The sequence below is a fragment of the Streptococcus pseudopneumoniae genome (assembly GCF_001072315.1).
GTDB lineage: Bacteria > Bacillota > Bacilli > Lactobacillales > Streptococcaceae > Streptococcus > Streptococcus pseudopneumoniae_R.
Window position 1 is genome coordinate 1 of record NZ_JVLI01000174.1, and the last position, 25,184, is coordinate 25,184.

Genomic DNA, 25,184 nt, shown 5'->3' on the forward strand with positions numbered 1-25,184 from the left:
GTGTTTTGAGCAGCCTGCGGCTAGCTTCCTAGTTTGCTCTTTGATTTTCATTGAGTATCAAAAAAATCAGCTTCTTGATAACTTCGATTTTCAGGTAGGGTCAAATCTACATCCTCCTCCACATCGTCCACTGTCAGTTCAACCGTTTGAGGTAAATTTTTCAAACGATAATGCTTTTGCCTTTGACCTTCAATACTAGCAAAATCAAGCAAATAGCCATTCACTCGGATTTGAACTAAAAGAAGATGATTGGTCATATTTTCCATGATGAGAATATCTTCTAAACCACCTCTGGCACTAGGATAATCAGGTACCCTGCGAATACGGATTTTTTCACACATGAGCAAGCTCCCTCATATCAATGATTTCATCGGCCTTATTCCAGACTAGGGGATTATGGGTTGCAATGATGATGATTCGATTTTCATCTTTCAAATCCACCAAGAGATTCATAACCTCCTCTGAATTTTCAGGATCAAGAGCTGCTGTTGGTTCATCTGCCAAAATCAAGGGTGGATTTTTCAAAATAGTCTTCGCAAGGGCAACTCGTTGGGCCTCTCCCCCAGATAAAGTATAAATTTTTTGTTCCAAATCCAAATATCCTAGATTAACTTTTTCTAAAGCCTCCACTTGCCTTTCCAAACGTTCTACTTTTGAGATTTTCTGACCGACAAAGCCCAAATCCAAATTCTCTTTGATTGATTGGTTTTCTAAGAGGCCAAAATTTTGAAAGAGATAGCCCATCTGGTCTCGAAAATACTCACGAGTGGGTATGGTTTTTAAATCTTTCCCCTGATAGAGAACCCTTCCTCCATCTATCTTTTCTAGCTTTCCTAAGATATTCAGCAGAGTCGTCTTTCCACTCCCGCTCTTTCCGATTAAGGCATAAACCTTGCCCTTCTCCAGCTTGAGATTTAAACCAGAGAAAATCGCGCGGTCATTAAACTTCTTTTCCAATCCTTGAATATCAATCATCTTATTTTCCTTTCAATACTGCCATGCTACCAGCTTCTTCCTTTTTATCCTGCCTTACTAAAATCAAGAGGGCGTTAAGAGTAAATAAAGCTACAACTAGAGCGCTAATCAAGCTATCTCCTGTCAAAACACTAGATAGGATTAGGCCAAGCAAGAGAACTCCTCCTTGCGTCAGTAAATACTTGCCATGAAGCTCATAGATTGTCATACCAGCAAGACGTTTAATCATAAGCTCCCGTCTGAACTGCTCAAAATAGAGAAGATTCATGGAATCAAATAACAAGATAGCCGTAGACAGGGTCAAAATCGTCCCAATAAGGAGAGAGTAAAACTCCACCCGTTTGTCATTTAGTACCTTGGCAAAAAATAGCTGGCTTTTTACCAAGTAAGAGACCTTGTGATACAGACCTTGCTCTTTTAGAGCTGTAATGCTGTCTCCATATTGATCTAGTTTCAAGGCACTATTAGCCGTAGTTCCCCACAACATCCCTGCAACAGGTCTTGTTCCAGTCGCTTGCGGCGTTAAAACTACAATAATCGGATCTTTTAGGTACTGGCGTGTCGTCTTGTACCCATCATTATAGAGGAAACGTTCCTGTCCTGTTTCTGTAAAATCTAGCCTTAGCTGTGGGAGGTAGTGTTTCTGACTCGTCACTTCTACACTTTCAGATGAAAATCTTTGCAGGTAATCTGTAAATAATCTTTGATAGTAGGCAGACTGCTCTCGCAAGCTCTCAGGCAAGATCAGCCCAAACTCTCCCTCAGACAAGTTTTGCATCTTATCCATAAACTCTGAAGAAACGGTAATCTTTTCTTCTATCAGATAGCGCGGTGAGACATAGATAACATTCCCTGACGGTGTGTAGTCACTGAGACGATTGCCATCTAGGTCCACTTCTGCTCCATCTGAGAAATTGTCAACATTGCTCATGATATAAAAAGAGTCTGTATTTGCTAACCGTTCTTCAGTAAATGTCTGCCACTCACGATTATCCTTACGCATTCCTTCTTCATCGGCAAATGCACTAGACCAACCAAAGGATAGACGGTAACGGTCTGAGGACTGACTCCATTTATCGCTAGCTCTCTCCATCTCCTGCATTTCACGGTAGTGGGGTAGGAGAGCTGTCGCACTCGATCCTACAACCAATACAGCTAAGAGTTGCCCCATCATCATCAATGTCAGCATACGTTTGAGAGGGAGTTTCCCTTTCAATAGATCCACCAGACTATTTTCCTGTAAACCAAGTAGATACACGACACTTAGTAAGGTAGAAATCCCGGCCAGGATCAATCCATAAAATAGAAGAGCAATGATGACCAGTTGCACCGTTGCCATAAACAAGGCACCTTGATACCAGAGAATCCCCAATCCCAAAAGACTGGATACTAGCACCGAGAAGATAAGCTGTCTCACATCTTCTAACACTGGTCTGAGAACCACCCCAAACAAGCTCTCACCAGCGATTAAACGAATCCCTGCTTCACGGAGGGATTTTATCCGATAAATCAGGGTCAGACTCATAAAGGTCAGCAGAAAAATAGCTAGACTCAGTAGTCCCATTGGGGTAGCCGCCAAGAGGACGACCATTGAAAATGCCTCTGTTCTATTCGAGACAACACCATTATAGCCAAGTTCTTGCAGGGCGGTCTGTAAGCTCACTCCATCCAAACTCCCTGACACAATCAAGTAAGACCCTAATAAATCACTCGTTTCTGCACTCTCCTTGGAGGAAATGGTCAAACCTTCTGGAAGCTCTCCCTGACCATAAGTGGCATAGGTAAAGCGTGTTTCTCCAGCTTCATTTGGCTCAACAATCCGTCGGGCGATGAGACTATTATGCTCTACCGCCAAGTGACTCAAAGCCTCTGTCACCTCTTCGCGACCAGCTACTGGTTGATTTATCACCATTCCTGTCACATCAACAGAGGGATAGTTACCAAATAAAATCTCTTCTCGATGGTCAACGGAAGTTATCACCATATAAAGCGATACCAATACCATTGAAATCAAAATAAATAAACGTTTCATCATTTCCTCCAAACAGTTACTTGGTCACTTAGCGAGAAGATGACCACAGTCACTGTGATGTTAAGAAGTTATTAAGTTCTTTCTACTAGCAACATCTTCAAATATATTATATCCGTTTTTTCAAGAACTATCACGGACGTCAATGTCCTTAAAATCTAACTATTTCATATTATTTTTAGCTTATATCTAAAAAAACAGTTCTAAAGACGAACTTTAGAACTGCTTCAAGACCAGAACAAGGACATTATTGTCATTGCTTCACTATGTTTATAAATATTTTTTTACATCCTCTTGCCATTCCTCTGTCAATTTCTTTACTAGAAATTCATCTCCAATTAGCTTCGCAAATGTTTTAGAAGACTGATAAAATGATTCAGCTAAACTAAAATCTCTTTTTTCTCTTAATGCTTGCTTCCACAAAAACATAAATACAAGAGGTTTCTTTTGATAATCTTGAGTTTTATCCATAATTTCTTGTAAACACGATAGATAATCATTAAAGCAATCAGTTACTCCTACCTTTTCAAGACAACACATTCCTGAAATAAGAGTATCTCTAATTATAAAGAAGTTTTCTAATTGAGTTACCTTCTTCTGTTCTAAAAGAAAGAACATTAGCTTTTCGATTTGATTCACAAATTTGGCAAGATCTTTTCTAATAAGCATTTGATAAAAAAACAAACGAATCAACAACATATCATTTATTGAATAAGCTTCTTTTTCTATAATCTGAGGCATATGTTCCTCAAGTATTAACTCTGCGTATTCAGGCCTTCTAGTTCTAGAAGTATCCAAACACGCCTGCAATACTTCACATGCTAATTGTTCCTCTTTGGGAAGATTATCAAAGTATGTTTTATAAATCTCTTCCAAACACGCTTCTTTCTTATTGTATTCCTCTTCTTTACCATAGATTGGTTCACGTAAAATCTGGTATTTCAATTCTAAATAAGCAGAAGGGAGAGCTGAAAAATCCGGCATAAGGCTATAAGCTGGAACTCCTAAACGACGAGCAATATAGTCTAACTTGGGTAAACTCGGTTGCGAAGCTCCACTTTCAATTCTCGACAGTTGACGAACTGTCAGTTCTTGCTCATCTCCACAAAAATCTGGACGACTAATTCCTTTTTCTATCCGAATCTCTTTAATTTTTTGACCAATTAACATCAGACGCCTCCTCTTCTACCTGCTTCGAAAAATACTGTGAAACTTAAAAAATTGTAACGGCTACATCTTTCCTACTCATAAGATTTCATAGCTTCTTCCACTTCTGCCAAGGTAACCCCAAACAACTCTAAGCGTTTGAGAAGTTGCTTGCCGTTAGAATAGCCTATTCGGAGAGCCTCTCCTAGATATTCTCGTCGCTTACGGCTGTCTGCTCCCGCTAAGAAACCTAGGCGAATCAAGTCGCTACGACTGATATCAAACTGACTCTCATGTTCAAATTGTTCTGTCACCTGTGCCAGCGCTGTTTTCAAATCATCATAGCTAGCATGTTCGATTCCCAGAGAACGTCCCTTGGTTTTGGACTTAGGAACAGCTTCATCTCGTTTGAGGAAGGCATGCTGAACTGTTGGAATGGCCGTCATAATCATGTGGCGAATCCGCTCGCCATTAAAATCTGGGTCTGTAAAGACAATGACTCCATGACGCTCATGTAGGCGCTGAATACGCTCTATATCCTGGTCATTGATGGCGGAACCTCGGGTTTCATAGGTCTCTACATCGAAATAACGTTTGAGATTGGCCGTATCATCGCGGCCTTCAACCACGATGACTTGGGAAATTTTCATTTTTTTCTTCGACGACATATTTTTTCCCACTCACTTTGAACACTACTGTCCATAAATTTTAATTGCGGTGCACTACCCTCAACTCTAGAATCCAATAAATCAAAAATATATCTAAGTTTTTGAGAAAAATTCAAAGACGTCCCTACTAAAAATTCATTCCCTAGGCTATCTCTAACCATTAGATATTTATCAAATGTTGTGTTAACGCCTTCCAGTGAATCTTCAACCGATACGACACACGGAATGTTTAAAGTCGATCCATCAATTTTTGAAATAATTTTTTCAAATATAATTTCCATCATTTTAGATTGTTGTTCTATACCAATATAATCCTGTCCGTATAACTTAAAATCATATTTTCCATTTTCATAATTTTTACGGGAAATTTCAATTGAACTGCCATCCGCTACTCCCGTTACGTTTAAGAGTGTCCAAATATCTATTTTTTTAACAATCAAACCTGTTTTTCTATAGCATTCCGAATACATGTCAAGATTGATTTTTGTTTTATCACCTCCAACAACCCAGTCTTGTTTTCCTTCATTCGAAATAATAATCAAATATTTCTTATCTTTAGTTACATTTGGGTTATATATAATATAATCTAACGTATCTAACCAAAAAATTGCATCTGAATAATGTCTAGGTACTGATTTACCTCCTAAAAAAATTGTTCGGTTAGATTTTCCATCAATATCTTCATATCCCGGAGAAATGTTTGACTTATAACGCTCATTTATTGCTTCAGTATATCTACTCAAGATATCATCAGTGTAGTCTAATCCTAACTTTACCTCATCTAGGAATTTCTCAATTACTCTCTTTATTTCATCGACACTCGTAGTTGATAATTTCCAATCAACTTTTTTTAATAGCTTATTTTTCTCCTCTGCCAATTCATCATTTATCAACTTCAACTTTTCTTCATAATTTTTAATTTTATCTACATACTCATTTTTAAAACTTGAAATTTGTTCGTACATAGATCTCATAGCATCATCTTTTTTATATTTTTCAATTTCATTAAAAAGATTATTATTTATGGTATTTTTTATTCTAAAATCTAATAGTTGATTTGACTCTTCAATGTTCGAAATTATTTTTTTTGCTTTTTTTACTTGTTCCTTCCGCTTATTTATGGTGTTTGATTCATTTTCTAAATATTCAATTTGTGTTACATATGGAATATAAACATCATTTTTTATTATATTGAACGAATCTACTATTTTATCACCCAAAACATAATCTTTCAGAGGGAATAGTAAGCAATTATTATCAATTACAAAAATTGATTCTTTAATCATCTCATTTGTAAAATCTTTATTATATTCTTTAATAAAATTAACCATTATAATTTCTCCTTTAATACTTAATTCCAAAAATTCGTTCTGCATTTGCAGTCGTTGCTGCCGCCAGCTCTTCTGTCGTCATCCCACGTAAATCCGCTATAAAGTCCACCACATAGCGAGTGTAGGCTGTTTTATTTTCACGACCCCGTTTAGGAACAGGAGCCAAGTAAGGAGCATCCGTTTCCACCAACATCTTGTCCAAAGGTAACTCTTTAGCCGCTTCTTGGATGTCAGTTGCCTTCTTGAAAGTCACCACTCCTGAGAAGGAAATGGTCATGCCAAGCGCAACAAACTTCTCTGCCCATTCAAGAGTCCCTGAGAAAGAATGCATGATACCACCACGAGGACCAACTCCCTCACTCTTGATAATCTCATAGGTGTCTTCCAGCGCATCACGGGTATGGACAACAAAAGGCAAATCCAAGTCCTTAGATAGCTGAATCTGACGGCGAAAAACCTGCTCCTGCACCTCTTTGGGCGCTGTCATCCAATGATAATCCAAACCAATCTCACCCAAGGCAACTACCTTTGGATGCTTGAGCTTATCAAGCAAGTAGTCTTCAATTTCCTCTGTGTAAGTCCCTGCTTCTGTCGGATGCCAACCGATAGTCGCATAGAGCTGGTCATACTCATCTACCAACTCCAAGGCACGCTCAATCGTCGGTTTATCAAAACCAACAATATTCATCTGTGTCACACCCATCTCAGCAGCCAAGGCAATTTCTTCTGCCTCACGACCTGCAAATTCTTCTACATTCAAGTGTGTATGTGTATCAAAAATCATCTCTTCTAACCTCGTTTTCTATCTACTATTATAGCAAAAAAACTGACCTCTCTCCTCATCTGAAAAAAATATTCTAAAACCCATTATCATCTCTTGACGCTCTTTTTCCAAAGCAGTATAATAGCACTTATTGAAATTTTCAGAAAAGGAAAATACCATGTTTACAAAATTAAAACAGACTTTTATCGGTCGTCCTCTTAAGTCATTAACTGAAGGCGAAGGGGGACTACTGGGAAAAATGCAGGCCTTGGCCATGTTGTCAAGCGACGCTCTATCTTCCATTGCCTATGGGCCTGAGCAAGTAGTCCTCGTCTTGGCTAGTCTCTCTCCTCTTGCGATATGGTGGAGCCTTCCTATCGGCCTCTTTGTCCTCCTGCTCCTAGCTAGCCTGACCGTCTCCTACCGTCAAATCATCCATGCCTACCCTCAAGGGGGAGGGGCCTATATGGTTACTCGAGAAAATCTATCTCCCGAACTTGGCTTAATCGCTGGAGGCAGTCTTCTGGTTGACTATATGTTGACCGTAGCGGTATCCGTTGCATCTGGAGCTGACGCTATCACAGCAGCTCTCCCTGCTCTTCACCCTTACAACCTCCACATCTCCATTTTTCTGGTTTGCTTGCTCATGCTCTTGAACTTACGGGGGTTGAAAGAATCTGCCAGTTCACTGATGATTCCTGTCTATCTCTTTATCATCAGTACTGTCTTTCTCTTGCTCTATGGAACCTTTCAACTAATGACAGGTTCTCTCAGCTATCAGGCAACTTCTCCTATCGGGCATGCTGTACCGAGTCTGTCTATCATTCTCATTCTAAGAGCCTTTACCAGTGGTTCTGCCTCTCTGACAGGGGTTGAAGCTATTTCAAATGCCGTTCCCTTTTTCAAGGCTCCAAAAGAAAAGAATGCCGCTCAAACCTTGACCATTATGTCACTGATTTTAGGTTTCCTTTTTGCTGGTATCACCTTCCTAAACTACTGGATGGGGATTATGCCTCAACACGGAGAAACTATTCTTTCACAGATGGCTCAAGTCATCCTTGGTAATTCCTTCTTAGGTCACCTTGGCTATTATATCTTCCAATTCTCCACAGCCTTGATTTTAGCCGTAGCTGCAAATACTGGCTTTTCGGCCTTCCCTATGCTGGCTTACAATATGGCTAAAAACAAATACATGCCCCATCTCTTTATGGAAAAAGGAGACCGCCTAGGCTACTCCAATGGAATTTTAACTCTGGCTTTTGGGGCTATGATTCTTCTTCTCATTTTTAATGGCAATACCGAACGTTTGATTCCTCTTTATACTATCGGGGTCTTCGTTCCCTTCGCCCTATCTCAGACTGGGATGATTCGTCATTGGAAAAAGGAAAAAGGGGCAAATTTTTTAAAACCTGCCCTTGCCAATATCCTTGGAGCTATCATTTGCTACGCTATCGTGCTGATCCTGCTCTTTTTCCGTCTCAGTGATATCTGGCCTTTCTTCCCGATTATTCTCGTACTCACCCTACTCTTCTTGGCGATTCACAGTCATTACCAAAAAGTAGCTCAACAACTGCGACTCTATGAAGGAATCGAAAAACGTACCTACGATGGCAATCTGGTTCTAGTCCTAGTAGGAAATGTTACCCGCGTCAGCGTTGGAGCCATTAACTATGCCCAAAGTATCGGAGATGAAGTCCTAGCCATGCACATTTCTACTAAGGAAACAGCAGAGAAAGACCAAGAAATTCTCCAAGAATTTGCCGATTACTTCCCAACCATTACTCTGAAAAATATCAAGACCAGCTACCGCGATATCATTACCCCTACTGTCAAGTATGTCAAACGAATTTCCGAAGAAGCTCAGAAAAAGAACTATACAGTCACTGTCCTCGTCCCCCAGTTTATCCCCAATAAACCTTGGCAAAATATCCTGCACAATCAGATGAGTCTCAAACTCAAATACGCCCTTCGTTGGCACCAAGACGTCGTTGTCGCTAGCTACTCATATCACTTAAAAGAATAAAGAAAAGGCCCTACCAGAATCAAAAGCGTCTAGTAAGGCCTTTTTCTGAATCCTATCACTATGCTTAACTAAAAAGCATGACTAGCAATGTTATTGAATATGGTTTGCCAAATCTTCCTGAGCTTTTTTATTTGACTCAGCTTTTTCTTTTAGCCATTTATCATAGAGTTCCTGGTACTGTTTCGCAGTTACCGGCTCTTTTTGCAGTTCAACATATTTGTAGTTATCAGCATCTCCCTTATGACCAACGAACGAGAAGGCTCCTGTAAACGGTACAGTCTTACGGAAGATTGGATTAGCACCACCACTTTGAACTGGTAGGAAGAGGGCGCTGTCAGTCAACCAAGCTTGTACTTCAGCAAATTTTTCATAACGAGCCTGAGTATTTTCAACTTCGCTATCTGCTTCATCTAGTAACTTCTTATAAGCAGAAAGTCCAATTTTTTCTTTTACTTCATTATCTTTTCCAGCAGTCAAACCAATATTGTTAAGCTGTGAACCTGACTCTGGATCCAAGAGATCAAGATAAGTTTTCGGATCTGAGTAATCTCCGCTCCAACCTGAAATATCAATGTCATAGTCCTTTTGTTCAGCTGTATCTGCAAAGAATGTAGCTTGATCCTTCTCGTCTGGAGAAAGTTGAATCACGTCAATCACAACGTTGTCCGCCCCAAGGGTTTCTTCCACTGTCTGCTTAAAGGAACTTGCTTGTTGTACATCTAACTTGGCCGTCTGGTCAACTGGCATATCCAAATGAATTGGGAAGGTCACGCCTTCTGCTTGCAAGGTTTCTTTAGCTTTAGCAAATGCTGCCTTGGCTTTTTCAGCATTCAAAAAGGCAGGTTGCGCATCATTCAAATTGATATTCGACCACTCTGTACCATAGTTAATAATCTTTTCATTGACAATATCACCAAAGTTTTTACCACTGATTTGGACAAAATCACTTGGGATAAGCGTGTTACGCAAGATACGGTCTGCTCCATCTTCACCATTTGTCTGCGCTGCATAAGCATGACGGTCAAAGGCAAAGTTGACAGCCTGACGGAAATCCTTATTTTGCATGGCCACAAGTGAATCTGTCTTTTCCTTATCAGACTGTTTCATGGTCTGCTTGTAGCTTTGACGATTAACGTTGAAAAGATAGTAGAAAGTAACTGAGTTTTGTGGTGTATAGGTGATTTTGTCCTCATTCCCTTTTTTCAACTGATTAAACACTGAACTTGTCGGGAAGATACGACCGTCGGAGTAGTTCCCTTCCAAAAATCCTCTCGCTAAACTATCTTGATCAGAACCGTCAAAGAAAGAGAGCTTCACTTTCTCAATTTTCACATTGTCCTTATCCCAGTAATTAGGGTTTTTATCAAATTCAATCAAAGATTTTGATGAGAAAGATTTAAACAAGTAAGGACCATTTGACAAGATACTGGATGGTGTTACACTTCCAAAGTCATCTCCCTTAGATTTCAAAAAAGCTTCATTTACAGGACTCAAAATGCCCCCAGTAGTCTTAGAATTCCAGTAAGATTCCGGCTTATTCAAAGTATATTGAAGAGTATAGTCATCCACTGCCTTAACTCCAACAGTCTCAAAGTCAGATGTTTCCCCCTCAACGTAGTCTGCGAGACCCTTGATAGAGTCTTGAACCAAGTACAAGTTTTCAGCCTTTTTATCAGCTGCATACTTGAGACCTGTCACAAAGTCATGAGCCGTTACATCCGCATACTCTTCGCCCTCTGAAGTGTACCATTTCGCCCCCTGACGGATTTTATAAGTGTAGGTCAAACCATCTTTTGACACCGTCCATGACTCAGCCATAGATGGAATGAGATTACCATACTTATCATTTTCTAACAAGCCATCAATCAGGTTGGTCGTGATACTTGAAGTAGAACCACGTGTTGAAGTAATGTAGTCCAAGGTATCAGGATTACTAGTAAATACATAAGAGTAGGTTTTCTCAGCATTACTTAATTGGGAAGACCCACATGCCGCTAGAGCTAGACCTGCTGTCAAAGCCATAGCTCCAAAAAGCATAACTTTTGATTTCTTCATGATTATTCTCCATTTTTTACAGTATGTGAAATATTATACACCATTTGAGGGAAAATATAAAGTCTTTTGAACTTTTTTACAAAAATAAAAATCAGTAGACTCGAGTTCCTACTGATTTTTGTTATGGTTCGTTTGGATTATGCAGCCAAAACTTTGCGTCCTTTACGACGACGAGCTGCCAATACGCGACGACCGTTTTTAGTTGACATACGGTTACGGAATCCGTGTTTGCGCGCACGACGAAGTTTACTTGGTTGATAAGTACGTTTCACGATGAATACCTCCTCATAGATTTTGTATTCGTTTAGCCGGCTATAAAGTGATCAGTTACTAAACATACTTTACTATTCTATCTGATTCTTTCACTTTTGTCAATAGCTCAAGGCAAATGTTTACTGCTTTTTGGCGCTTTTTCGAATGTAAGCCCTATCTACGATACTGTTTCAAGAAACGAGTCATCTTTTCTTGGATTTGGGCCAGTTCATCGACACGAGGAAGGTAAACAATACGGAAGTGGTCTGGTTCCTGCCAATTAAAGCCTCGACCATGAACCAAGAGAACCTTTTCCTGCTTCAAGAAATCAAGGACAAACTGCTCATCATCATCGATACGGTACATATTGCGGTCGATTTTAGGGAAGATATAGAGTCCAGCCTTGGGTTTAACTGCAGACAAACCTGGAATCTCTTGAATGGCATTATAGATGAAATTTCTTTGCTCATAAATTCGTCCACCAGGAAGGAGCAATTCATCAACTGATTGGTGACCACCCAAGGAAGTTTGGACGACTTGTTGGGCCAAAACGTTAGAGCAAAGGCGCATATTGGACAGCATATTGAGCCCTTCGATATAGCCCTTGACATGAGTCTTAGGTCCAGACAAGACCATCCAACCTACACGGAAACCAGCGATACGGTGAGATTTTGATAGACCATTCATGCTGACACAGAAGACATCTGGTGCCAAGCTCGCCACAGGCGTATGCACATGTCCATCCATGACCATGCGGTCATAGATTTCATCCGCAAAGATAATCAAATCATTTTGACGGGCAATCTCAATAATCTCCAGCAAGAGTTCCTTCGGATAAAGGGCTCCAGTTGGGTTGTTTGGATTGATAAGGACGATTGCCTTGGTATTGGAAGTGATTTTTGACTTAATATCGTCAATATCTGGGTACCATTCTGCAGCTTCATCACAGATATAGTGAACGGCATTTCCTCCAGCTAGGCTGACAGCGGCTGTCCAAAGAGGATAGTCTGGCATAGGCACCAAGACCTCGTCTCCATTGTCCAAAAGCCCCTGCATGGACATGACAATCAGCTCACTGACACCATTTCCAAGGTAAATATCATCAATATCCACGTTTGGGAATTTCTTCAGCTGGCAATACTGCATGATAGCCTTACGGGCTGAGAAAATCCCTTTGGAGTCAGAGTAACCTTCACTATCACGCGCATTCATAATCAAGTCATGAATGACTTCGTCTGGCGCTGTAAAACCAAATTCTGCTGGATTTCCTGTATTCAGACGTAAAATCTTTTCTCCGTTTGCTCGCATCCGCATGGCTTCTTCCAAAACAGGGCCACGGATATCATAAGCAACATGCTCTAACTTACTAGACTTGTTATATTCTTTCATCTTGTTTCCTCAATTCATCAGGATAGTAACATTATACCACTAGAAAGAAAATGCGACAAGTTTACTGAAATGTGTTACTAAAATCCTACAGAAGAAAAACCTCGCTAAAAGCGAGGTCAAGACAGGGGAGATAGCAGGTGTTTTGCCAAAAAAACATCACATACCAAAAGATAAACCTAGAAAAAGCAGGCCTAAAAAGGAGTCATAGAGAAGATTAAACATGAGGAAAAGCCCCCATATCATCAAGTAATCCCAACGCCCACTTCGTTTTGCAACCAGGAATAAGATTAGATGGTAGAGTACATGAAAGACTAAAAATCCGATAAACCCTGGATAAAGAAACGGTACCAGACTCTCTAATTGCCAGATCATAATAACTTCTACCAAGACTGAAACTAGGATAATTCCATAATAAAGGAAATTTGATTTTTTTGTTTCTTGAAAAGAGTTTTTCATCATTCTCCCTCCCTTCACTTCTTTCCTGCTGTCCTTTCTTTTATTTTATCATATATTTATATAGATGTTAAGCACTAACATTCTTTTGAAAAATACTTTTTTTGCTTTACTTCTATAGTGAAAAGGTTTACAATTATAGTAAGAAAATTTCAGGAGGTTTCATTATGGCACAACGTTACCAAAATATTATGGTCGCAATCGATGGTTCTAAGGAAGCAGACTTGGCTTTTGTCAAGGGAGTTCATTCTGCTCTACGAAACGACGCTAAACTCACCATCGCCCATGTCATTGACACACGCGCTCTCCAAAGCGTATCCACCTTTGATGCTGAAGTTTACGAACAACTCCAAGTCGACGCTGAAAGTCTGATGAAAGAGTACGAAAAACGTGCTAAAGATGCTGGGGTGGCAGATGTTCATATCGTCATTGAAATGGGAAATCCAAAGACCCTACTGGCACGTACTATTCCAGATGCAGAAGAAGTTGATCTCATCCTCGTTGGCGCAACTGGTCTCAACGCCTTTGAACGCCTCTTGGTCGGATCTTCATCTGAATACATCCTCCGCCATGCTAAGGTCGATTTGCTGGTTGTGAGAGAACAAGAAAAAACCTTATAATCACGAAGAAAAGGAGCTCAACGCTCCTTTTTGTTTACTATTTATACTCTTCAAACCACGTCAACGTCCATCTACAACCTCAAAACAGTGTTTTGAGCAGCCTGCGGCTAGTTTCCTAGTTTGCTCTTTGATTTTCATTGAGTATTATTTCTCTCTTTATGGCGTTCGTAAGCCTTGAGCTGGCGCTTCAGTTCCTTTTTAATAGCAGGTTCTGGAGCATATTTTTCTTCCCAATCATCTGGTTTTAAGATTTTGTGAGTCACTGGATCAAAATGAGCCTTGCCGTCAGGGAAAATTTTCCCCATATTAGCCTGATGGACAATGTCAAAAATACGTTCTGGGTCCACTCCCATCAAGACAAAACTACCGTAGGTAAAGTAAAGTGTGTCAATCAAGGCATCCACTTGCCCTACCAAATCTTGCTGAGCAGGCGTCTTCTGTGCTACCTTATCTGCTGCCTTATCAAGGGCCTGATGAAGTTGCGATAGAGCTTGACCAAAGTCCTCTTCAGAAGGGCTGGCAGCTCGAACAAACTCCACCAATTCTTCTATTTTAAAGCCAGCCCTATGGGTTGCACCTTCTAAATCCCAAGCTCGAGGTTCTTCTTGGGTTCGTTCATCCATCATGTGGTGGAAAGTCTTAACCTTATTGAAATGATAGTCACGGCTGACAAAGACTTTTTCTGAAGACAAAACACCAAAATGTTCCAAGGCCTTGTGGATTCCATCTTGCTGATTGCTAGTGGTAATGTGCTTGGCAACTTCCTTGACACTGCTACTACCATTTCCCATAGCGACCGACATACCGACACCCGCCAGCATTTCAAGGTCGTTATCTGAGTCACCAAAGGCCATGACTTGGTTGAGGTCAAAGCCATATTCTTTCCCGACTCGGCGAATGCCTTCTAATTTAGAATTTCCCTGATTGATGACATCTGCAGCAAAAGGATTGCTACGTGTCAATTTCAAGTCTTCAAAATCAGCTGCCGCCTTCTCAGATTCTTCCGGTGTCATCAGCATCAAAACTTGGTAGATAGGCTGATTCATCAGATGAAGCAGGTCTTCTTCCTTTTGGGGAACAACCTTGCTGACCATGCGATTAAAAGACTGACTCACCGTCCGAGTTAAAACAGAGGGAACGAAGCGACTGATTCGTTGGGAAAAAGAACCCAGACCAAAGGACATGATTTTAGAACCCAACATGGCATCCTTAGTCCCTAGGGCAATCTCCTTGCCCTCTTTTTTAGCATAAGTAATTAGATGGCGCAAATGTAACTTGGAAATAGGGCTCGTGAACAAGACTCTGTCTTTAGTAAAGATATACTGGCCATTATAGGTTACCGCAAAGTCCAGATCCAAATCGTCCATCAATTCCTTAACAAAAAAAGGTCCTCGCCCTGTCGCTACGCCGACAAGCACCCCTTGTTCTTTGACAATCTTAATCGCGTCCTTAGTGGATTTCAAAACACTCTTGCGATCGTTGACCAAGGTTCCATCGATATCAAAAAAAACCGCTTTGACTTCCATCCTATCCCAATCTCCCCTTTTGTGATACAATGATTATACCACATTTCAGAAAGAGTGAGTAAATCATGCCTAAGAAAATCCTTGTTTTACATACAGGTGGAACTATTTCCATGCAGGCCGATGCTTCTGGCGCTGTTGTGACGAGTTCAGATAATCCCATGAACCATGTGTCCAACCCACTTGAAGGAATCCAAGTCCACTCCCTAGACTTTTTTAACCTACCAAGCCCCCATATCAAACCCAAGCATATGCTGGCCCTCTACCAAAAAATTAAAGAGGAAGCAGATAACTACGATGGGGTTGTGATTACACACGGAACCGATACTTTAGAGGAAACAGCCTATTTCCTTGATACCATGGAAGTTCCCCATATGCCTATCGTTCTAACGGGTGCCATGCGTAGCTCCAACGAACTCGGCAGTGATGGCGTTTATAATTATCTGAGTGCTTTACGGGTGGCTAGCGATGACAGGGCTGCGGACAAAGGGGTTTTGGTTGTTATGAACGATGAAATCCATGCTGCCAAGTATGTTACCAAAACGCATACGACCAACGTCGGCACCTTCCAGACCCCAACACATGGGCCACTTGGTCTGATTACGAAGCGGGAAATCCTCTACTTCAAAACAGCTGAACCTCGTGTTCGCTTTGACCTTAATCACATACAAGGCTTAGTCCCTATCATCTCTGCTTATGCCGGTATGACAGATGAGCTGATTGATATGCTGGATTTGGAACAATTGGACGGTTTGATTATCCAAGCCTTCGGAGCTGGTAATATTCCCAAAGAAACGGCTCAAAAATTAGAAAGCCTTCTGCAAAAAGGAATCCCAGTCGCCCTGGTTTCCCGATGCTTTAACGGTATCGCAGAACCTGTCTATGCCTACCAGGGTGGGGGCGTACAGTTGCAAAAAGCAGGTGTCTTCTTTGTCAAAGAACTCAACGCCCAAAAAGCCCGCTTGAAACTCCTCATTGCCCTCAATGCCGGACTAAAAGGACAGGCTTTGAAAGACTATATGGAAGGCTAATACTCTTCGAAAATCTCTTCAAACCGCGTCAGCTTCCATCTGCAACCTCAAAACAGTGCTTTGGGCAACCTGCGGCTAGCTTCCTAGTTTGCTCTTTGATTTTCATTGAGTATAACTCCTTCTCTAAAAATCAAAATCAGGAAATCTTCTCGATTCCCTGATTTTTTCTATTTACGTTTTCGTGTTGAACGACGTTCTGTCAAACCATGAGGCAAGAGAACTTCACGTTCTTCCAACTCTTCCTTGTGCATAATCTTGGTCAACATACGCATACTAATGGCACCAAGGTCATAAAGAGGTTGGGCAATCGTTGTCAAGTTTGGACGGGTAAAGCGTGAGATTTGTGAATCATCACTAGTAATGATTTCAAAATCTTCTGGCACAGAAACACCCTTATCAGCCAAACCGTTCAAGACTCCTGCTGCCAACTCATCACCTGTCACAACTGCTGCAGTTGCATTTGATGAAATCAAACGCTCTGCTAAGGCGTAACCATCATCATAGCTATATTTAGATTCAAATACCAAACCCTCACTATAAGCGATTCCTGCTTTTTTCAAGGCTTCCTTGTAGCCAACTAAACGAACCTTACCATTGATGTCATCCACTAGCGGACCGCTAACGAAAGCAATACGCTCATTTTCTTTAGCAAGGTAACTCACTGCATCAATCGTTGCTTGCTTATAGTCAATATTGACACTTGGAAGCTGATGTTCTACATCCACTGTCCCTGCAAGAACAACTGGTGTCCGTGAACGAGAAAACTCTGAACGAATTTTTTCAGTCAAGTGATACCCCATAAAGATGATACCATCCACTTGCTTAGAAAACAGTGTATTAACCACTGAAACTTCCTTGTCATCATCCTCATCACTATTGGCAAGAACGATGTTATACTTGTACATTTCAGCGATATCATCAATTCCTTTAGCAAGCGTTGAGAAATAGCCATTGGTAATATTTGGAATCACGACACCGACAGTGGTTGTCTTTTTACTTGCAAGACCACGCGCCACTGCATTTGGACGGTAATCCAAACGGTCAATCACCTCAAGCACTTTTTTTCGAGTATTCTCTTTTACATTCTTATTGCCATTGACTACACGGCTAACTGTCGCCATTGAAACTCCTGCTTCACGGGCGACATCATAAATCGTTACTGTATCGTCTGTATTCATTCCATTTCCTTTCTATATCATACCTCACGAGACTCCAAAAAAGAGACGGTATGAAAATTTCGTTTTCATGATTCTACTTATTCCATTTTATCACTATTTGTAAACACTTTCAAGCATTTTTCGAAGAATATTTGAAAAAAATTTCATATAAAACTATGTTTATAAAGAAAAAATCTCCTTTTCTTGATTTTTAATCCTATTTGCTGTATGATAAGGGAAAAGAAAGGGGGCAGAAATATGGCTTTTACCAATACCCAGATGCGGTCGGCTAGTTTTGGTATTGTTACCAGCTTACCTGATGATGTCATTGACTCTTTTTGGTATATTATTGACCATTTCCTAAAAAATGTCTTTGAATTGGAAGAAGAACTCGAGTTTCAATTGCTCAATAACCATGGAAAAATCACCTTCCATTTTTCAAGTCAACACCTCCCTACAGCTATTGATTTTGACTTTAACCATCCTTTCGACCCTCTTTATCCGCCAAGAGTACTGGTTTTAGACATGGATGGTAGAGAAACTATCCTCCTCCCAGAAGAAAATGACCTATTTTAAAAACTCTAGCCTTCAGTTACAAACGACTGAAAACTAGAGTTTTTCTATTTTTTCAAAGCATCATACAAGTTGCGGATAGGTTGCTTTAATGTAGGATGGATAAAATGAGGCGCAATTTCTTGAAGAGATTCAAGAACAAAAAGGCGTTCTGCTATATAAGGATGAGGCAAGATGAGGTTATCCGTATAAATAACCTGGTCCTCCACAAAGAGCAAGTCCAAATCAATCAAACGAGGTCCCCAATGTACTTCTCTCACCCGTCCCATCTCTGACTCAATGGCTAACAAGGTCTCTAATAGAACTGGTGCAGGTAACCAGGTTTCTACCTCAACCACTTGATTAGCAAAGCTATCCTGCTCCACACCACCCCAAGGCTCCGTCGTCAAGACACTGGACTCTTTGAGAATATGAATACCACGAGATCGCATTTTCTCAATGGCTTGTTTCAAGTTTGCTCGCTTATCTCCCATATTGCTTCCTAGGGCGATAAAGGCCAGTTGCTTACGGCGATGAATGGTTACCGAGCAAGTATCTAGTGGCAAATGCACCGGTGCCCAAGGTTTTTTCAGTTCCAACTTAATTTCTTGGACAAGAGGATAAGTTTCAAAGGTACGTTCTACCAGTTTATAGGCTACCGTTTCTATCAAATCCTCAGTTGTTTCCTGAAACCAAGTCGTCCACTGCTGACACAATTCTCCATAATGGACAGAAGCCATTAAATCCAAGTCTGTAGCCGCCTTGGTCATATCATAGGATAGGATGGCTGAAACGACAAACTTCTGCCCCAATTCCTTCTCACTAGGAAAAAGACCATGATAGGCAAAAATTTCCAAATCCTTAATCTGCAGTTGATCCATAATGATTCCTTTCTAGAAAAATCCGCTTGAAGCGGATTCTTTTTATAGTCCCATTAAACGATAAGCCTGGTCGCGGAGGTCCTTATCTGTTTCAAACAAACCACGAGCTACTGTCGTCAAGGTTGCAGTGCCTGGTTTTCTGACACCACGCATGCTCATACACATATGTTCCGCCTCAATGACAACAAAGGCTCCTTTAGCACCCAGATACTCCATCAAGGCATCGGCTACTTCGATATTCAATCTTTCTTGAATTTGTGGTTTTTTCGAATAAACTTCAACCGTACGGGCTAGCTTAGACAAACCTGCCACACGGCCATCTGGAATGTAGGCAATATGCGCTTTCCCATAAAATGGTAGAAAGTGGTGCTCACACATGGTATGGAAAAAAATATCCTTTTCTACCACCATATTATCGTCAATAATCTCAAAGGATTTTGACAAATGTCCCTCCGCTGTTTGACCAAGCCCTGAAAAAATCTCTTGGTACATACGAGCCACACGAGCAGGTGTTTCCTGCAAGCCCTCGCGGTTAGCGTCCTCTCCGACAGCCTCGATAATCATTTTTACAGCTGTTTCAATCTTTTGTGTATCCATTTTCGTTCTTCCTCTCCATCAGATAGGCTCTCACTTGGCTCAAGAAATACAAGGAACCTGTGACAATCCTAACTGTTTTTTTCTCTTCTTTTTTATCTGTCAATTTCTGCTCTAGAAATTCCTGCCAACCTTGGTAGCTGAGATTTCTAGACTTAGTTGCCTCTTCCAGCACGCTTTCATCAGTCGCCCGACTATCGTCAAAATGTGTCAGAGTAAGCTCGGTATCTGGCATGGCCCCCAACAAGTCCAACATATCCTCCAAGGCCTTGGTTTTGATACAAGTAAAGAGGATTTCCTTATGATAATCCGCAAAGCGTTCTTGCAAGGTTGCTAATAAAGCCTTGATAGCATGGGGATTGTGGGCCCCATCCAAGATCATCAAGGGGTTCCTTGACATGACCTCCAGACGCCCCGGCCATCTTGTTTCTTCCAGAGCTTGAGCAATCAAGATATTAGCTGGTAGCTCTCGGCCATCCTCCTGACAAAAAGTATCGAGTAAAGCTATGGCCATCCCAGCATTCTCTATCTGGTGCAAACCAAGCAGGCCAGTCTGGAAACGACCTTGTCTGACAACACTTGTATAGTCAAAGACTTCGCCTGTAACCACACTCTTTTTATGGCTGACCTGATAATCTGACCCATAGGCAAGTCTCGGCGCATCTTTCCCTTCCGCAATGCGGTCAATCACAGCCAAAGCTTCTGGAGCGATACGGCCTGTCACCAAGGGAATACCTTGTTTGATAATACCAGCCTTCTGCTCTGCTATAGCTTCCAAGGTATCACCAAGTAGGGCTACATGGTCCAGTCCAATAGTCGTGATACCTGTTAAAATGGGTTGGCAGACATTGGTACTATCCAAGAGTCCGCCCATACCCACTTCCATGATGGCCACATCTACTTGCTCTGAGGCAAAGTAATCATAGGCTATGGCTGTGATAATCTCAAACTCGGTTGTCCCCTGCAAATTGGTAGCCGATTCCCCTTCCAACAAAGACTGATAGTCTGCCATGAGGGCTTCTAGTCTAGCCTCTGGGATAGATTCCCCATTGATGCTAATCTGATCTGTGTAATGAATGAGATAGGGCGAGCTGAAAACACCAACTCTCAGCCCCATCTTTTCTAGCATATTTTTCAAAAAAGCAATGGTCGAGCCCTTGCCATTGGTTCCTCCGATATGGATAACCTTGAGTTTGAGATGGGGATTGCCACGCAAAGCTAACAGTTCCACCATGCGTTCCAAGCCAAAATGTGGTTGGTCCGTCCGATAGTTAGCAATCCACTGATTATTTTCAAATTCTTTCATCTTATTTATATTGTTTTAAATCTAGATTTTCCGCTTCATCAGCCAGACGAATGGCGGAGGCAATTTCAACTGCCATCCTGTGACTAGCTACGTCATGCACGCGCACCACTTCCACACCCTGTCTCACAGCGATACTGGTTACATGAGCTGAAGCCGTATCTCGATTGCGGAAACCAAGTTCTGTCTCAGGATTGACTTCAAAACCATTCTCCTCTAGGATATTGATGACAAACCGCTTGCGCGACACTCCAAGAAAGATTGGATACCCCTTCTGATGTAGTTTATCCAAGTCCCGTAAAAGAAGCAGATTTTCTTTCTTGGTCAGACCAAAGCCAATTCCTGGATCCAACAGGATATTTTCTTGTGCAATTCCAGCTTGATTTGCTCTCGCTAGTGCACGTTCAAAGAAAGCCTCCATCAAGTCTTCGATTGGCATTTTTTCAAAGTCAGCTAACTCTTTTTCTGTAAAGGTTTGACCAAAACCAAAATGAGGGAAGATGAGCGAGCTAGGGTGCTGAGGTCGCGCCATGACTGGATTAAACATAATGACTACTTTCGCACCAGCCTTAGCAACCACATGGGCCATTTTTTCATCACCCATAAGACCAGTGATATCATTGACTATATTGGCACCAGCATCCAAAGCAGCCTCTGCCACCTGACTCTTCCAAGTATCAATAGAGATGAGGACATCACTTTCCTTGCGAATCGCTTTAATCACTGGAACAACACGCTGGATTTCCTCTTCTATCTCAACATAGCTACTTCTTCCCGGCCGAGTCGATTCTCCGCCGATATCTAGCATACTAGCCCCTTCTGCTATCAATTTACGAGCCTGCTGGAGCGCTTGCTCAAGCGCAAAAAATTGACCACCATCCGAAAAGGAGTCTGGGGTTACATTGATGATTCCGCAAATAGCTGTCTTTGAATGATTGGCTTTACTTGACATATCGGTCACTCCCTCAAGGCTTTTCACCATATTATTTCTCTATTTTACCATAAAAAGAAAAAGATGGACACGATTGCATTCATCTTTTTCCCAGTAGAAGCAAGTAAGCAATTGTCAATAATCTTATACTCTTCGAAAATCTCTTCAAACCGCGTCAACGTCGCCTTGCCGTACTTAAGTACAGCCTGCGGCTAGTTTCCTAGTTTGCTCTTTGATTTTCATTGAGTATTAAACAGAAATCCCTAATGTCCGACTCAAAATTACCACGAGAGTCAACAAACAGAAAACAACCCCATTCACAATCATGTGAAGTAAGATAGACATTTCCAAACGTTGGGTCTTGTAAGCCGTCCAAGATAGAACGATCGACATAACTCCATAAATCAATAAAGAAGGTAAATTACTTGGTTGATGCAATAAAGCAAACACAATCGTACCGACTACAAATCCCAAGTTCTCCTTGCCTCGGAAAATCTTTTTAGGAACAATTCCCCGACACAAGATTTCCTCACAAATCGGAGCAAGCAAGGCCAATAAGAAGAAACTGGAAATCAGAGAACTATTCTGAACCATATCGTTAATCTGAGACTGGTTACTTGTTGTCGTCTCATTTGACAGTTGTAACAAGATAGAACCAAGTATATTTGAACAGATAATGACTAAATAACTCAAGCCCAAACGTGCCAAATCCTTAGCTCTAAAAAAAGAAAAATTAAAACTTGCTAACTGCGTTTTACGAGCTCCAAAAATAAATAGTGCCAACACTACAATCGAAAGACCAGCAACTATCAGTCCTGACTGTAACAGTGGTACTGCATTTAAAGTTAAAATAGCAGTAACTGCTAAAGGAATCTGATATAGAATTGTCGCTAGCAAAAAGACTAAAATCCAGCCTGCACGATTCAACAATTCTTTCCACATACTTTTCTCTTCCATCATTCATCTCCTAGACTTTGTATTAAAAAAAGGGGGAAATCCCCCCTGGGTCATTCTATTATAAGGCCATGCTGATATAGTTAAGGATAAACAAGGCATCCAAAATCCAAATCATGACATGAACATCTTTAGCTTGACCTTTGACAAGCTTAGTCAAAGTGTAAGTCAAGAAACCAACCGCAATCCCTTGAGTGATAGAGTAGCTGAATCCCATAAAGATAGATGTGAAGAAAGCAGGAACCGCTTCAGACATATCGTCCCAATGGATATTTTTCAAGCTAGCCAACATCATAATCCCAACGATAATCAAGATTGGAGCTGTAGCGGCTGTTGGTACAATCGCTAGAAGTGGACTAAAGAAGCTTGAGATCGCAAAACAGATAGCTACAACCAAGGCTGTCAAACCAGTACGTCCACCTGCACCAATACCAGCAGCAGACTCAACATAAGTCGTTACGTTCGAAGTACCTGCGATGGCACCGACTGTCGTTCCAATCAAATCAGAGTAAAGAGCCTTATCCAACTTAGCTGATTGGTGATTTTCACCATTGGTCGCTACGATACCAACTTTTTCACCTGTACCGATCAGGGTACCAATTGTGTCAAAAATATCTGTCAATGAGAAGGCAAGAATAGCCATAAGCGTTTCAGGCAAGCGAGCTGTATCTGAAACCAAAGCTCCCAAACCTTCTGAACCAAGAGCTGCACCAAAGACTGTCTTCAAATCTTCAAAAGCTGCACCAACATGGTTATTAGCAAAATCGATGCTTGACAAATCTACCAAACCAACTGCAATAGCAAGAACAGTTGTTGTCAAGATAGAGAGGATAATTCCCCCTTTAATCCCTTTGATGACAAAGAAGATAGTAATGGCAAGTCCTGCAAGAGCCACCAAAACAGCTGGATTATTAAAGCTGACCAATCCTGGAACTGCTGAAGAGTTTGCTGCAATCGTTGCTTGAGCTTTGTCAGCCCCTTCTCCTACAACAGTATAGTTGCCTGGATCAATCGTAAATTTCAAAAGTCCAGCATTCTTAATCCCTACATAGGCAAGAAAGACACCGATACCTGCTGAAATAGCTGAGCGGAGGGCATTTGGAATAGATTCAATGATCATTTTACGAACATTTGTCAAGGTAATAATCAATGAGATAATTCCACAGATGAAGACCATAGCTAGGGCTTCTTGCCATGAATAACCAAGTCCGAATACAACTGTAAAGGTAAAGAAGGCATTGAGTCCCATACCTGGCGCTTGAGCATATGGCAAGTTAGCATAGAAGGCCATCATCAAGGTACCAGCAACTGCACCGATAATCGTTGCGAGGAACACACCCTGAGCAGGCATTCCTGTTTGCGAAAGAATTTGTGGGTTTACAAAGAGAATATAGCTCATTGCAAAGAAAGTTGTTAAACCAGCGAGAACCTCTGTACGAACGTCTGTACCGTTCTCTTTTAGTTTAAATAATTTGTCCATTATCAATCTCCTTTTAATTTTTACGAACAATAATAGAATTATATCATTTATCATTCACTTTTTCAATATCTTTGTTTGATTTATTTAAGAATTTGATGAAATTTCTTTTTTTGTTTCGAATCTGCTTTTCTGCCTGCTTTCTGCTATAATAGTAGACATCTTATCTGAAAAGACACTAGAAAGGTCCCTATGACGAAGAAAATTATTGCAGTTGACCTGGATGGAACCCTGCTCAACTCAGACAGTCAGATTTCTGACTTTACCAAAAAAACCATTAAAAAAGTTGCTGAAAAAGGCCATCAGGTTATTATCACGACAGGTCGCCCTTACCGCATGTCAAAAGATTTTTACCGCGAGCTAGGCTTAGACACTCCTATGATTAACTTCAACGGTTCCCTCACTCATTTACCAGACCAAGTTTGGGACTTTGAAAAGTGTTTGACGGTAGACAAAAAATATCTTTTAGACATGGTTCAACGTTCAGAGGATATTCAAGCCGATTTTATTGCTGGAGAATATCGTAAAAAATTCTACATTACAAATCCTAATGAAGAAATTGCCAATCCTAAACTATTTGGTGTGGAAGCTTTCCAACCTGAAAATCAATTCCAGCCTGAATTGGTGACCAAGGACCCTAACTGTATCCTGTTGCAGACCAGAGCCAGTGACAAGTATGCTCTGGCACAAGAAATGAACGCCTTCTACCAGCATCAACTGTCTATCAATACCTGGGGAGGTCCGCTCAATATCCTTGAGTGTACACCCAAAGGAGTTAATAAGGCCTTTGCTTTGGACTACTTGCTCAAGGTAATGAACCGTGACAAAAAGGATTTGATTGCCTTTGGAGATGAGCACAATGATACCGAAATGCTTGCTTTTGCTGGGAAAGGTTATGCAATGAAAAATGCTAACCCAGAGCTACTCCCCTATGCAGATGAGCAAATTTCCTTGACAAATGACCAAGACGGAGTTGCCAAAACCCTGCAAGACTTATTCTTATAGTCCATACTGATACTCAATGAAAATCAAAGAGCAAACTAGGAAGCTAGCCGTAGGCAGTACTTGAGTACGGCA

24 protein-coding genes are annotated in these 25,184 nt (G+C 41.1%); 5 read left to right on the forward strand and 19 right to left on the reverse strand.

What is annotated here, in order from left to right; all coding sequences use genetic code 11:
- Positions 1–47 precede the first annotated feature (47 nt).
- The 7 genes from ADH54_RS09600 to ADH54_RS09630 all read right to left on the reverse strand — a co-directional run bounded on the left by ADH54_RS09600 (position 48) and on the right by ADH54_RS09630 (position 6,933).
- Positions 48–341, reverse strand: coding sequence for a hypothetical protein (locus ADH54_RS09600; protein ID WP_049524934.1), 294 nt, complete (start codon positions 339–341; stop codon positions 48–50).
- Positions 334–975 (reverse strand): ABC transporter ATP-binding protein, encoded by a 642-nt coding sequence (locus tag ADH54_RS09605; protein WP_033683036.1) that lies wholly within the window; start codon positions 973–975, stop codon positions 334–336. The genes ADH54_RS09600 and ADH54_RS09605 overlap by 8 nt, the downstream gene beginning before the upstream one ends.
- 1 nt (position 976) lies before the next feature.
- Complete coding sequence (locus ADH54_RS09610) at positions 977–3,007, reverse strand: bacteriocin-associated integral membrane family protein (RefSeq protein WP_049524936.1); 2,031 nt, start codon at positions 3,005–3,007, stop codon at positions 977–979.
- Between the two features lie 267 nt (positions 3,008–3,274).
- Entirely contained in the window at positions 3,275–4,174 is a 900-nt protein-coding gene (locus ADH54_RS09615; RefSeq protein ID WP_049524937.1) for a helix-turn-helix transcriptional regulator, read from the reverse strand.
- 71 nt (positions 4,175–4,245) lie between these two features.
- The gene (gene rnmV, locus ADH54_RS09620) at positions 4,246–4,818 is read right to left on the reverse strand and encodes a ribonuclease M5 (protein WP_049524939.1); all 573 of its coding nucleotides are present in this window, start codon (positions 4,816–4,818) and stop codon (positions 4,246–4,248) included.
- Positions 4,797–6,149 carry a PIN-like domain-containing protein gene (locus ADH54_RS09625; RefSeq protein WP_049524940.1) on the reverse strand — a complete coding sequence of 451 codons (1,353 nt, stop codon included), beginning with the start codon at positions 6,147–6,149 and terminating at the stop codon, positions 4,797–4,799. The genes rnmV and ADH54_RS09625 overlap by 22 nt, the downstream gene beginning before the upstream one ends.
- A gap of 13 nt (positions 6,150–6,162) precedes the next feature.
- The gene (locus ADH54_RS09630) at positions 6,163–6,933 is read right to left on the reverse strand and encodes a TatD family hydrolase (protein WP_049524941.1); all 771 of its coding nucleotides are present in this window, start codon (positions 6,931–6,933) and stop codon (positions 6,163–6,165) included.
- Between the two features lie 157 nt (positions 6,934–7,090).
- Here ADH54_RS09630 and ADH54_RS09635 point away from each other — a divergent pair, with 157 nt between their 5' ends.
- Positions 7,091–8,935, forward strand: a complete 1,845-nt coding sequence (locus ADH54_RS09635) for an APC family permease (protein ID WP_049524942.1) — start codon at positions 7,091–7,093, stop codon at positions 8,933–8,935.
- A 90-nt stretch (positions 8,936–9,025) separates the two neighbouring features.
- Here the strand turns inward: ADH54_RS09635 and ADH54_RS09640 are convergent, their stop codons facing one another.
- From ADH54_RS09640 to ADH54_RS09655, 4 genes are all read right to left on the reverse strand, one after another.
- Positions 9,026–10,990 (reverse strand): peptide ABC transporter substrate-binding protein, encoded by a 1,965-nt coding sequence (locus ADH54_RS09640; protein WP_049524944.1) that lies wholly within the window; start codon positions 10,988–10,990, stop codon positions 9,026–9,028.
- 137 nt (positions 10,991–11,127) lie between these two features.
- Positions 11,128–11,262, reverse strand: coding sequence for a 50S ribosomal protein L34 (gene rpmH / locus ADH54_RS09645; RefSeq protein WP_000831905.1), 135 nt, complete (start codon positions 11,260–11,262; stop codon positions 11,128–11,130).
- 154 nt (positions 11,263–11,416) lie between these two features.
- Positions 11,417–12,631, reverse strand: a complete 1,215-nt coding sequence (locus ADH54_RS09650; protein WP_000666460.1) for a pyridoxal phosphate-dependent aminotransferase — start codon at positions 12,629–12,631, stop codon at positions 11,417–11,419.
- A gap of 156 nt (positions 12,632–12,787) precedes the next feature.
- Entirely contained in the window at positions 12,788–13,090 is a 303-nt protein-coding gene (locus ADH54_RS09655; RefSeq protein ID WP_049524945.1) for a hypothetical protein, read from the reverse strand.
- A gap of 161 nt (positions 13,091–13,251) precedes the next feature.
- Between ADH54_RS09655 and ADH54_RS09660 the strand changes: the two genes are divergently transcribed.
- Positions 13,252–13,704 carry a universal stress protein gene (locus ADH54_RS09660; protein WP_049524946.1) on the forward strand — a complete coding sequence of 151 codons (453 nt, stop codon included), beginning with the start codon at positions 13,252–13,254 and terminating at the stop codon, positions 13,702–13,704.
- A 134-nt stretch (positions 13,705–13,838) separates the two neighbouring features.
- Here ADH54_RS09660 and ADH54_RS09665 read toward each other — a convergent pair whose 3' ends face one another.
- Positions 13,839–15,230 carry a Cof-type HAD-IIB family hydrolase gene (locus ADH54_RS09665; RefSeq protein ID WP_049524947.1) on the reverse strand — a complete coding sequence of 464 codons (1,392 nt, stop codon included), beginning with the start codon at positions 15,228–15,230 and terminating at the stop codon, positions 13,839–13,841.
- Between the two features lie 65 nt (positions 15,231–15,295).
- Between ADH54_RS09665 and ADH54_RS09670 the strand changes: the two genes are divergently transcribed.
- On the forward strand, positions 15,296–16,258 hold the full coding sequence (locus tag ADH54_RS09670) for an asparaginase (protein WP_049524948.1): 963 nt from the start codon (positions 15,296–15,298) through the stop codon (positions 16,256–16,258).
- Positions 16,259–16,425: 167 nt separating this feature from the next.
- On the opposite strand, the gene ccpA is transcribed toward ADH54_RS09670, so the two are convergent.
- Complete coding sequence (gene ccpA / locus ADH54_RS09675; RefSeq protein ID WP_049524949.1) at positions 16,426–17,436, reverse strand: catabolite control protein A; 1,011 nt, start codon at positions 17,434–17,436, stop codon at positions 16,426–16,428.
- Positions 17,437–17,673: 237 nt separating this feature from the next.
- Here ccpA and ADH54_RS09680 point away from each other — a divergent pair, with 237 nt between their 5' ends.
- Entirely contained in the window at positions 17,674–17,991 is a 318-nt protein-coding gene (locus ADH54_RS09680; protein WP_031227786.1) for a DUF960 domain-containing protein, read from the forward strand.
- Positions 17,992–18,035: 44 nt separating this feature from the next.
- Here ADH54_RS09680 and folK read toward each other — a convergent pair whose 3' ends face one another.
- The 6 genes from folK to ADH54_RS09710 all read right to left on the reverse strand — a co-directional run bounded on the left by folK (position 18,036) and on the right by ADH54_RS09710 (position 24,110).
- Positions 18,036–18,848 carry a 2-amino-4-hydroxy-6-hydroxymethyldihydropteridine diphosphokinase gene (gene folK / locus ADH54_RS09685; protein ID WP_023943494.1) on the reverse strand — a complete coding sequence of 271 codons (813 nt, stop codon included), beginning with the start codon at positions 18,846–18,848 and terminating at the stop codon, positions 18,036–18,038.
- A gap of 42 nt (positions 18,849–18,890) precedes the next feature.
- Positions 18,891–19,445 carry a GTP cyclohydrolase I FolE gene (gene folE, locus ADH54_RS09690; RefSeq protein WP_049524950.1) on the reverse strand — a complete coding sequence of 185 codons (555 nt, stop codon included), beginning with the start codon at positions 19,443–19,445 and terminating at the stop codon, positions 18,891–18,893.
- Positions 19,426–20,748, reverse strand: a complete 1,323-nt coding sequence (locus ADH54_RS09695; protein ID WP_049524951.1) for a bifunctional folylpolyglutamate synthase/dihydrofolate synthase — start codon at positions 20,746–20,748, stop codon at positions 19,426–19,428. The genes folE and ADH54_RS09695 overlap by 20 nt, the downstream gene beginning before the upstream one ends.
- Before the next feature lies 1 nt (position 20,749).
- Entirely contained in the window at positions 20,750–21,727 is a 978-nt protein-coding gene (folP, locus tag ADH54_RS09700; RefSeq protein ID WP_049524952.1) for a dihydropteroate synthase, read from the reverse strand.
- A 198-nt stretch (positions 21,728–21,925) separates the two neighbouring features.
- On the reverse strand, positions 21,926–22,633 hold the full coding sequence (locus tag ADH54_RS09705; protein WP_049524953.1) for a CPBP family intramembrane glutamic endopeptidase: 708 nt from the start codon (positions 22,631–22,633) through the stop codon (positions 21,926–21,928).
- A gap of 58 nt (positions 22,634–22,691) precedes the next feature.
- Positions 22,692–24,110 carry an NCS2 family permease gene (locus tag ADH54_RS09710; protein WP_049524954.1) on the reverse strand — a complete coding sequence of 473 codons (1,419 nt, stop codon included), beginning with the start codon at positions 24,108–24,110 and terminating at the stop codon, positions 22,692–22,694.
- Between the two features lie 189 nt (positions 24,111–24,299).
- On the opposite strand from ADH54_RS09710, the gene ADH54_RS09715 reads away from it, so the two are divergent.
- Positions 24,300–25,112, forward strand: coding sequence for a Cof-type HAD-IIB family hydrolase (locus tag ADH54_RS09715; RefSeq protein WP_049524955.1), 813 nt, complete (start codon positions 24,300–24,302; stop codon positions 25,110–25,112).
- Positions 25,113–25,184 lie beyond the last annotated feature (72 nt).

Excerpts from the sequence above, each read along its gene's own strand:
- folE (WP_049524950.1), bottom strand. The coding sequence starts at position 19,445 with ATGGATACACAAAAGATTGAAACAGCTGTAAAAATGATTATCGAGGCT.
- ADH54_RS09715 (WP_049524955.1), top strand. The coding sequence starts at position 24,300 with ATGACGAAGAAAATTATTGCAGTTGACCTGGATGGAACCCTGCTCAAC.
- ADH54_RS09680 (WP_031227786.1), top strand. The coding sequence starts at position 17,674 with ATGGCTTTTACCAATACCCAGATGCGGTCGGCTAGTTTTGGTATTGTT.
- ADH54_RS09710 (WP_049524954.1), bottom strand. The coding sequence starts at position 24,110 with ATGGACAAATTATTTAAACTAAAAGAGAACGGTACAGACGTTCGTACA.
- ADH54_RS09670 (WP_049524948.1), top strand. The coding sequence starts at position 15,296 with ATGCCTAAGAAAATCCTTGTTTTACATACAGGTGGAACTATTTCCATG.
- ADH54_RS09635 (WP_049524942.1), top strand. The coding sequence starts at position 7,091 with ATGTTTACAAAATTAAAACAGACTTTTATCGGTCGTCCTCTTAAGTCA.
- folK (WP_023943494.1), bottom strand. The coding sequence starts at position 18,848 with ATGGATCAACTGCAGATTAAGGATTTGGAAATTTTTGCCTATCATGGT.
- folP (WP_049524952.1), bottom strand. The coding sequence starts at position 21,727 with ATGGTGAAAAGCCTTGAGGGAGTGACCGATATGTCAAGTAAAGCCAAT.
- ADH54_RS09630 (WP_049524941.1), bottom strand. The coding sequence starts at position 6,933 with ATGATTTTTGATACACATACACACTTGAATGTAGAAGAATTTGCAGGT.
- ADH54_RS09650 (WP_000666460.1), bottom strand. The coding sequence starts at position 12,631 with ATGAAAGAATATAACAAGTCTAGTAAGTTAGAGCATGTTGCTTATGAT.
- rnmV (WP_049524939.1), bottom strand. The coding sequence starts at position 4,818 with ATGTCGTCGAAGAAAAAAATGAAAATTTCCCAAGTCATCGTGGTTGAA.
- ADH54_RS09695 (WP_049524951.1), bottom strand. The coding sequence starts at position 20,748 with ATGAAAGAATTTGAAAATAATCAGTGGATTGCTAACTATCGGACGGAC.
- ADH54_RS09625 (WP_049524940.1), bottom strand. The coding sequence starts at position 6,149 with ATGGTTAATTTTATTAAAGAATATAATAAAGATTTTACAAATGAGATG.
- ADH54_RS09660 (WP_049524946.1), top strand. The coding sequence starts at position 13,252 with ATGGCACAACGTTACCAAAATATTATGGTCGCAATCGATGGTTCTAAG.
- ADH54_RS09640 (WP_049524944.1), bottom strand. The coding sequence starts at position 10,990 with ATGAAGAAATCAAAAGTTATGCTTTTTGGAGCTATGGCTTTGACAGCA.
- ADH54_RS09655 (WP_049524945.1), bottom strand. The coding sequence starts at position 13,090 with ATGATGAAAAACTCTTTTCAAGAAACAAAAAAATCAAATTTCCTTTAT.
- ccpA (WP_049524949.1), bottom strand. The coding sequence starts at position 17,436 with ATGAATACAGACGATACAGTAACGATTTATGATGTCGCCCGTGAAGCA.
- ADH54_RS09605 (WP_033683036.1), bottom strand. The coding sequence starts at position 975 with ATGATTGATATTCAAGGATTGGAAAAGAAGTTTAATGACCGCGCGATT.
- ADH54_RS09600 (WP_049524934.1), bottom strand. The coding sequence starts at position 341 with ATGTGTGAAAAAATCCGTATTCGCAGGGTACCTGATTATCCTAGTGCC.
- ADH54_RS09665 (WP_049524947.1), bottom strand. The coding sequence starts at position 15,230 with ATGGAAGTCAAAGCGGTTTTTTTTGATATCGATGGAACCTTGGTCAAC.
- ADH54_RS09610 (WP_049524936.1), bottom strand. The coding sequence starts at position 3,007 with ATGAAACGTTTATTTATTTTGATTTCAATGGTATTGGTATCGCTTTAT.
- ADH54_RS09615 (WP_049524937.1), bottom strand. The coding sequence starts at position 4,174 with ATGTTAATTGGTCAAAAAATTAAAGAGATTCGGATAGAAAAAGGAATT.
- ADH54_RS09705 (WP_049524953.1), bottom strand. The coding sequence starts at position 22,633 with ATGGAAGAGAAAAGTATGTGGAAAGAATTGTTGAATCGTGCAGGCTGG.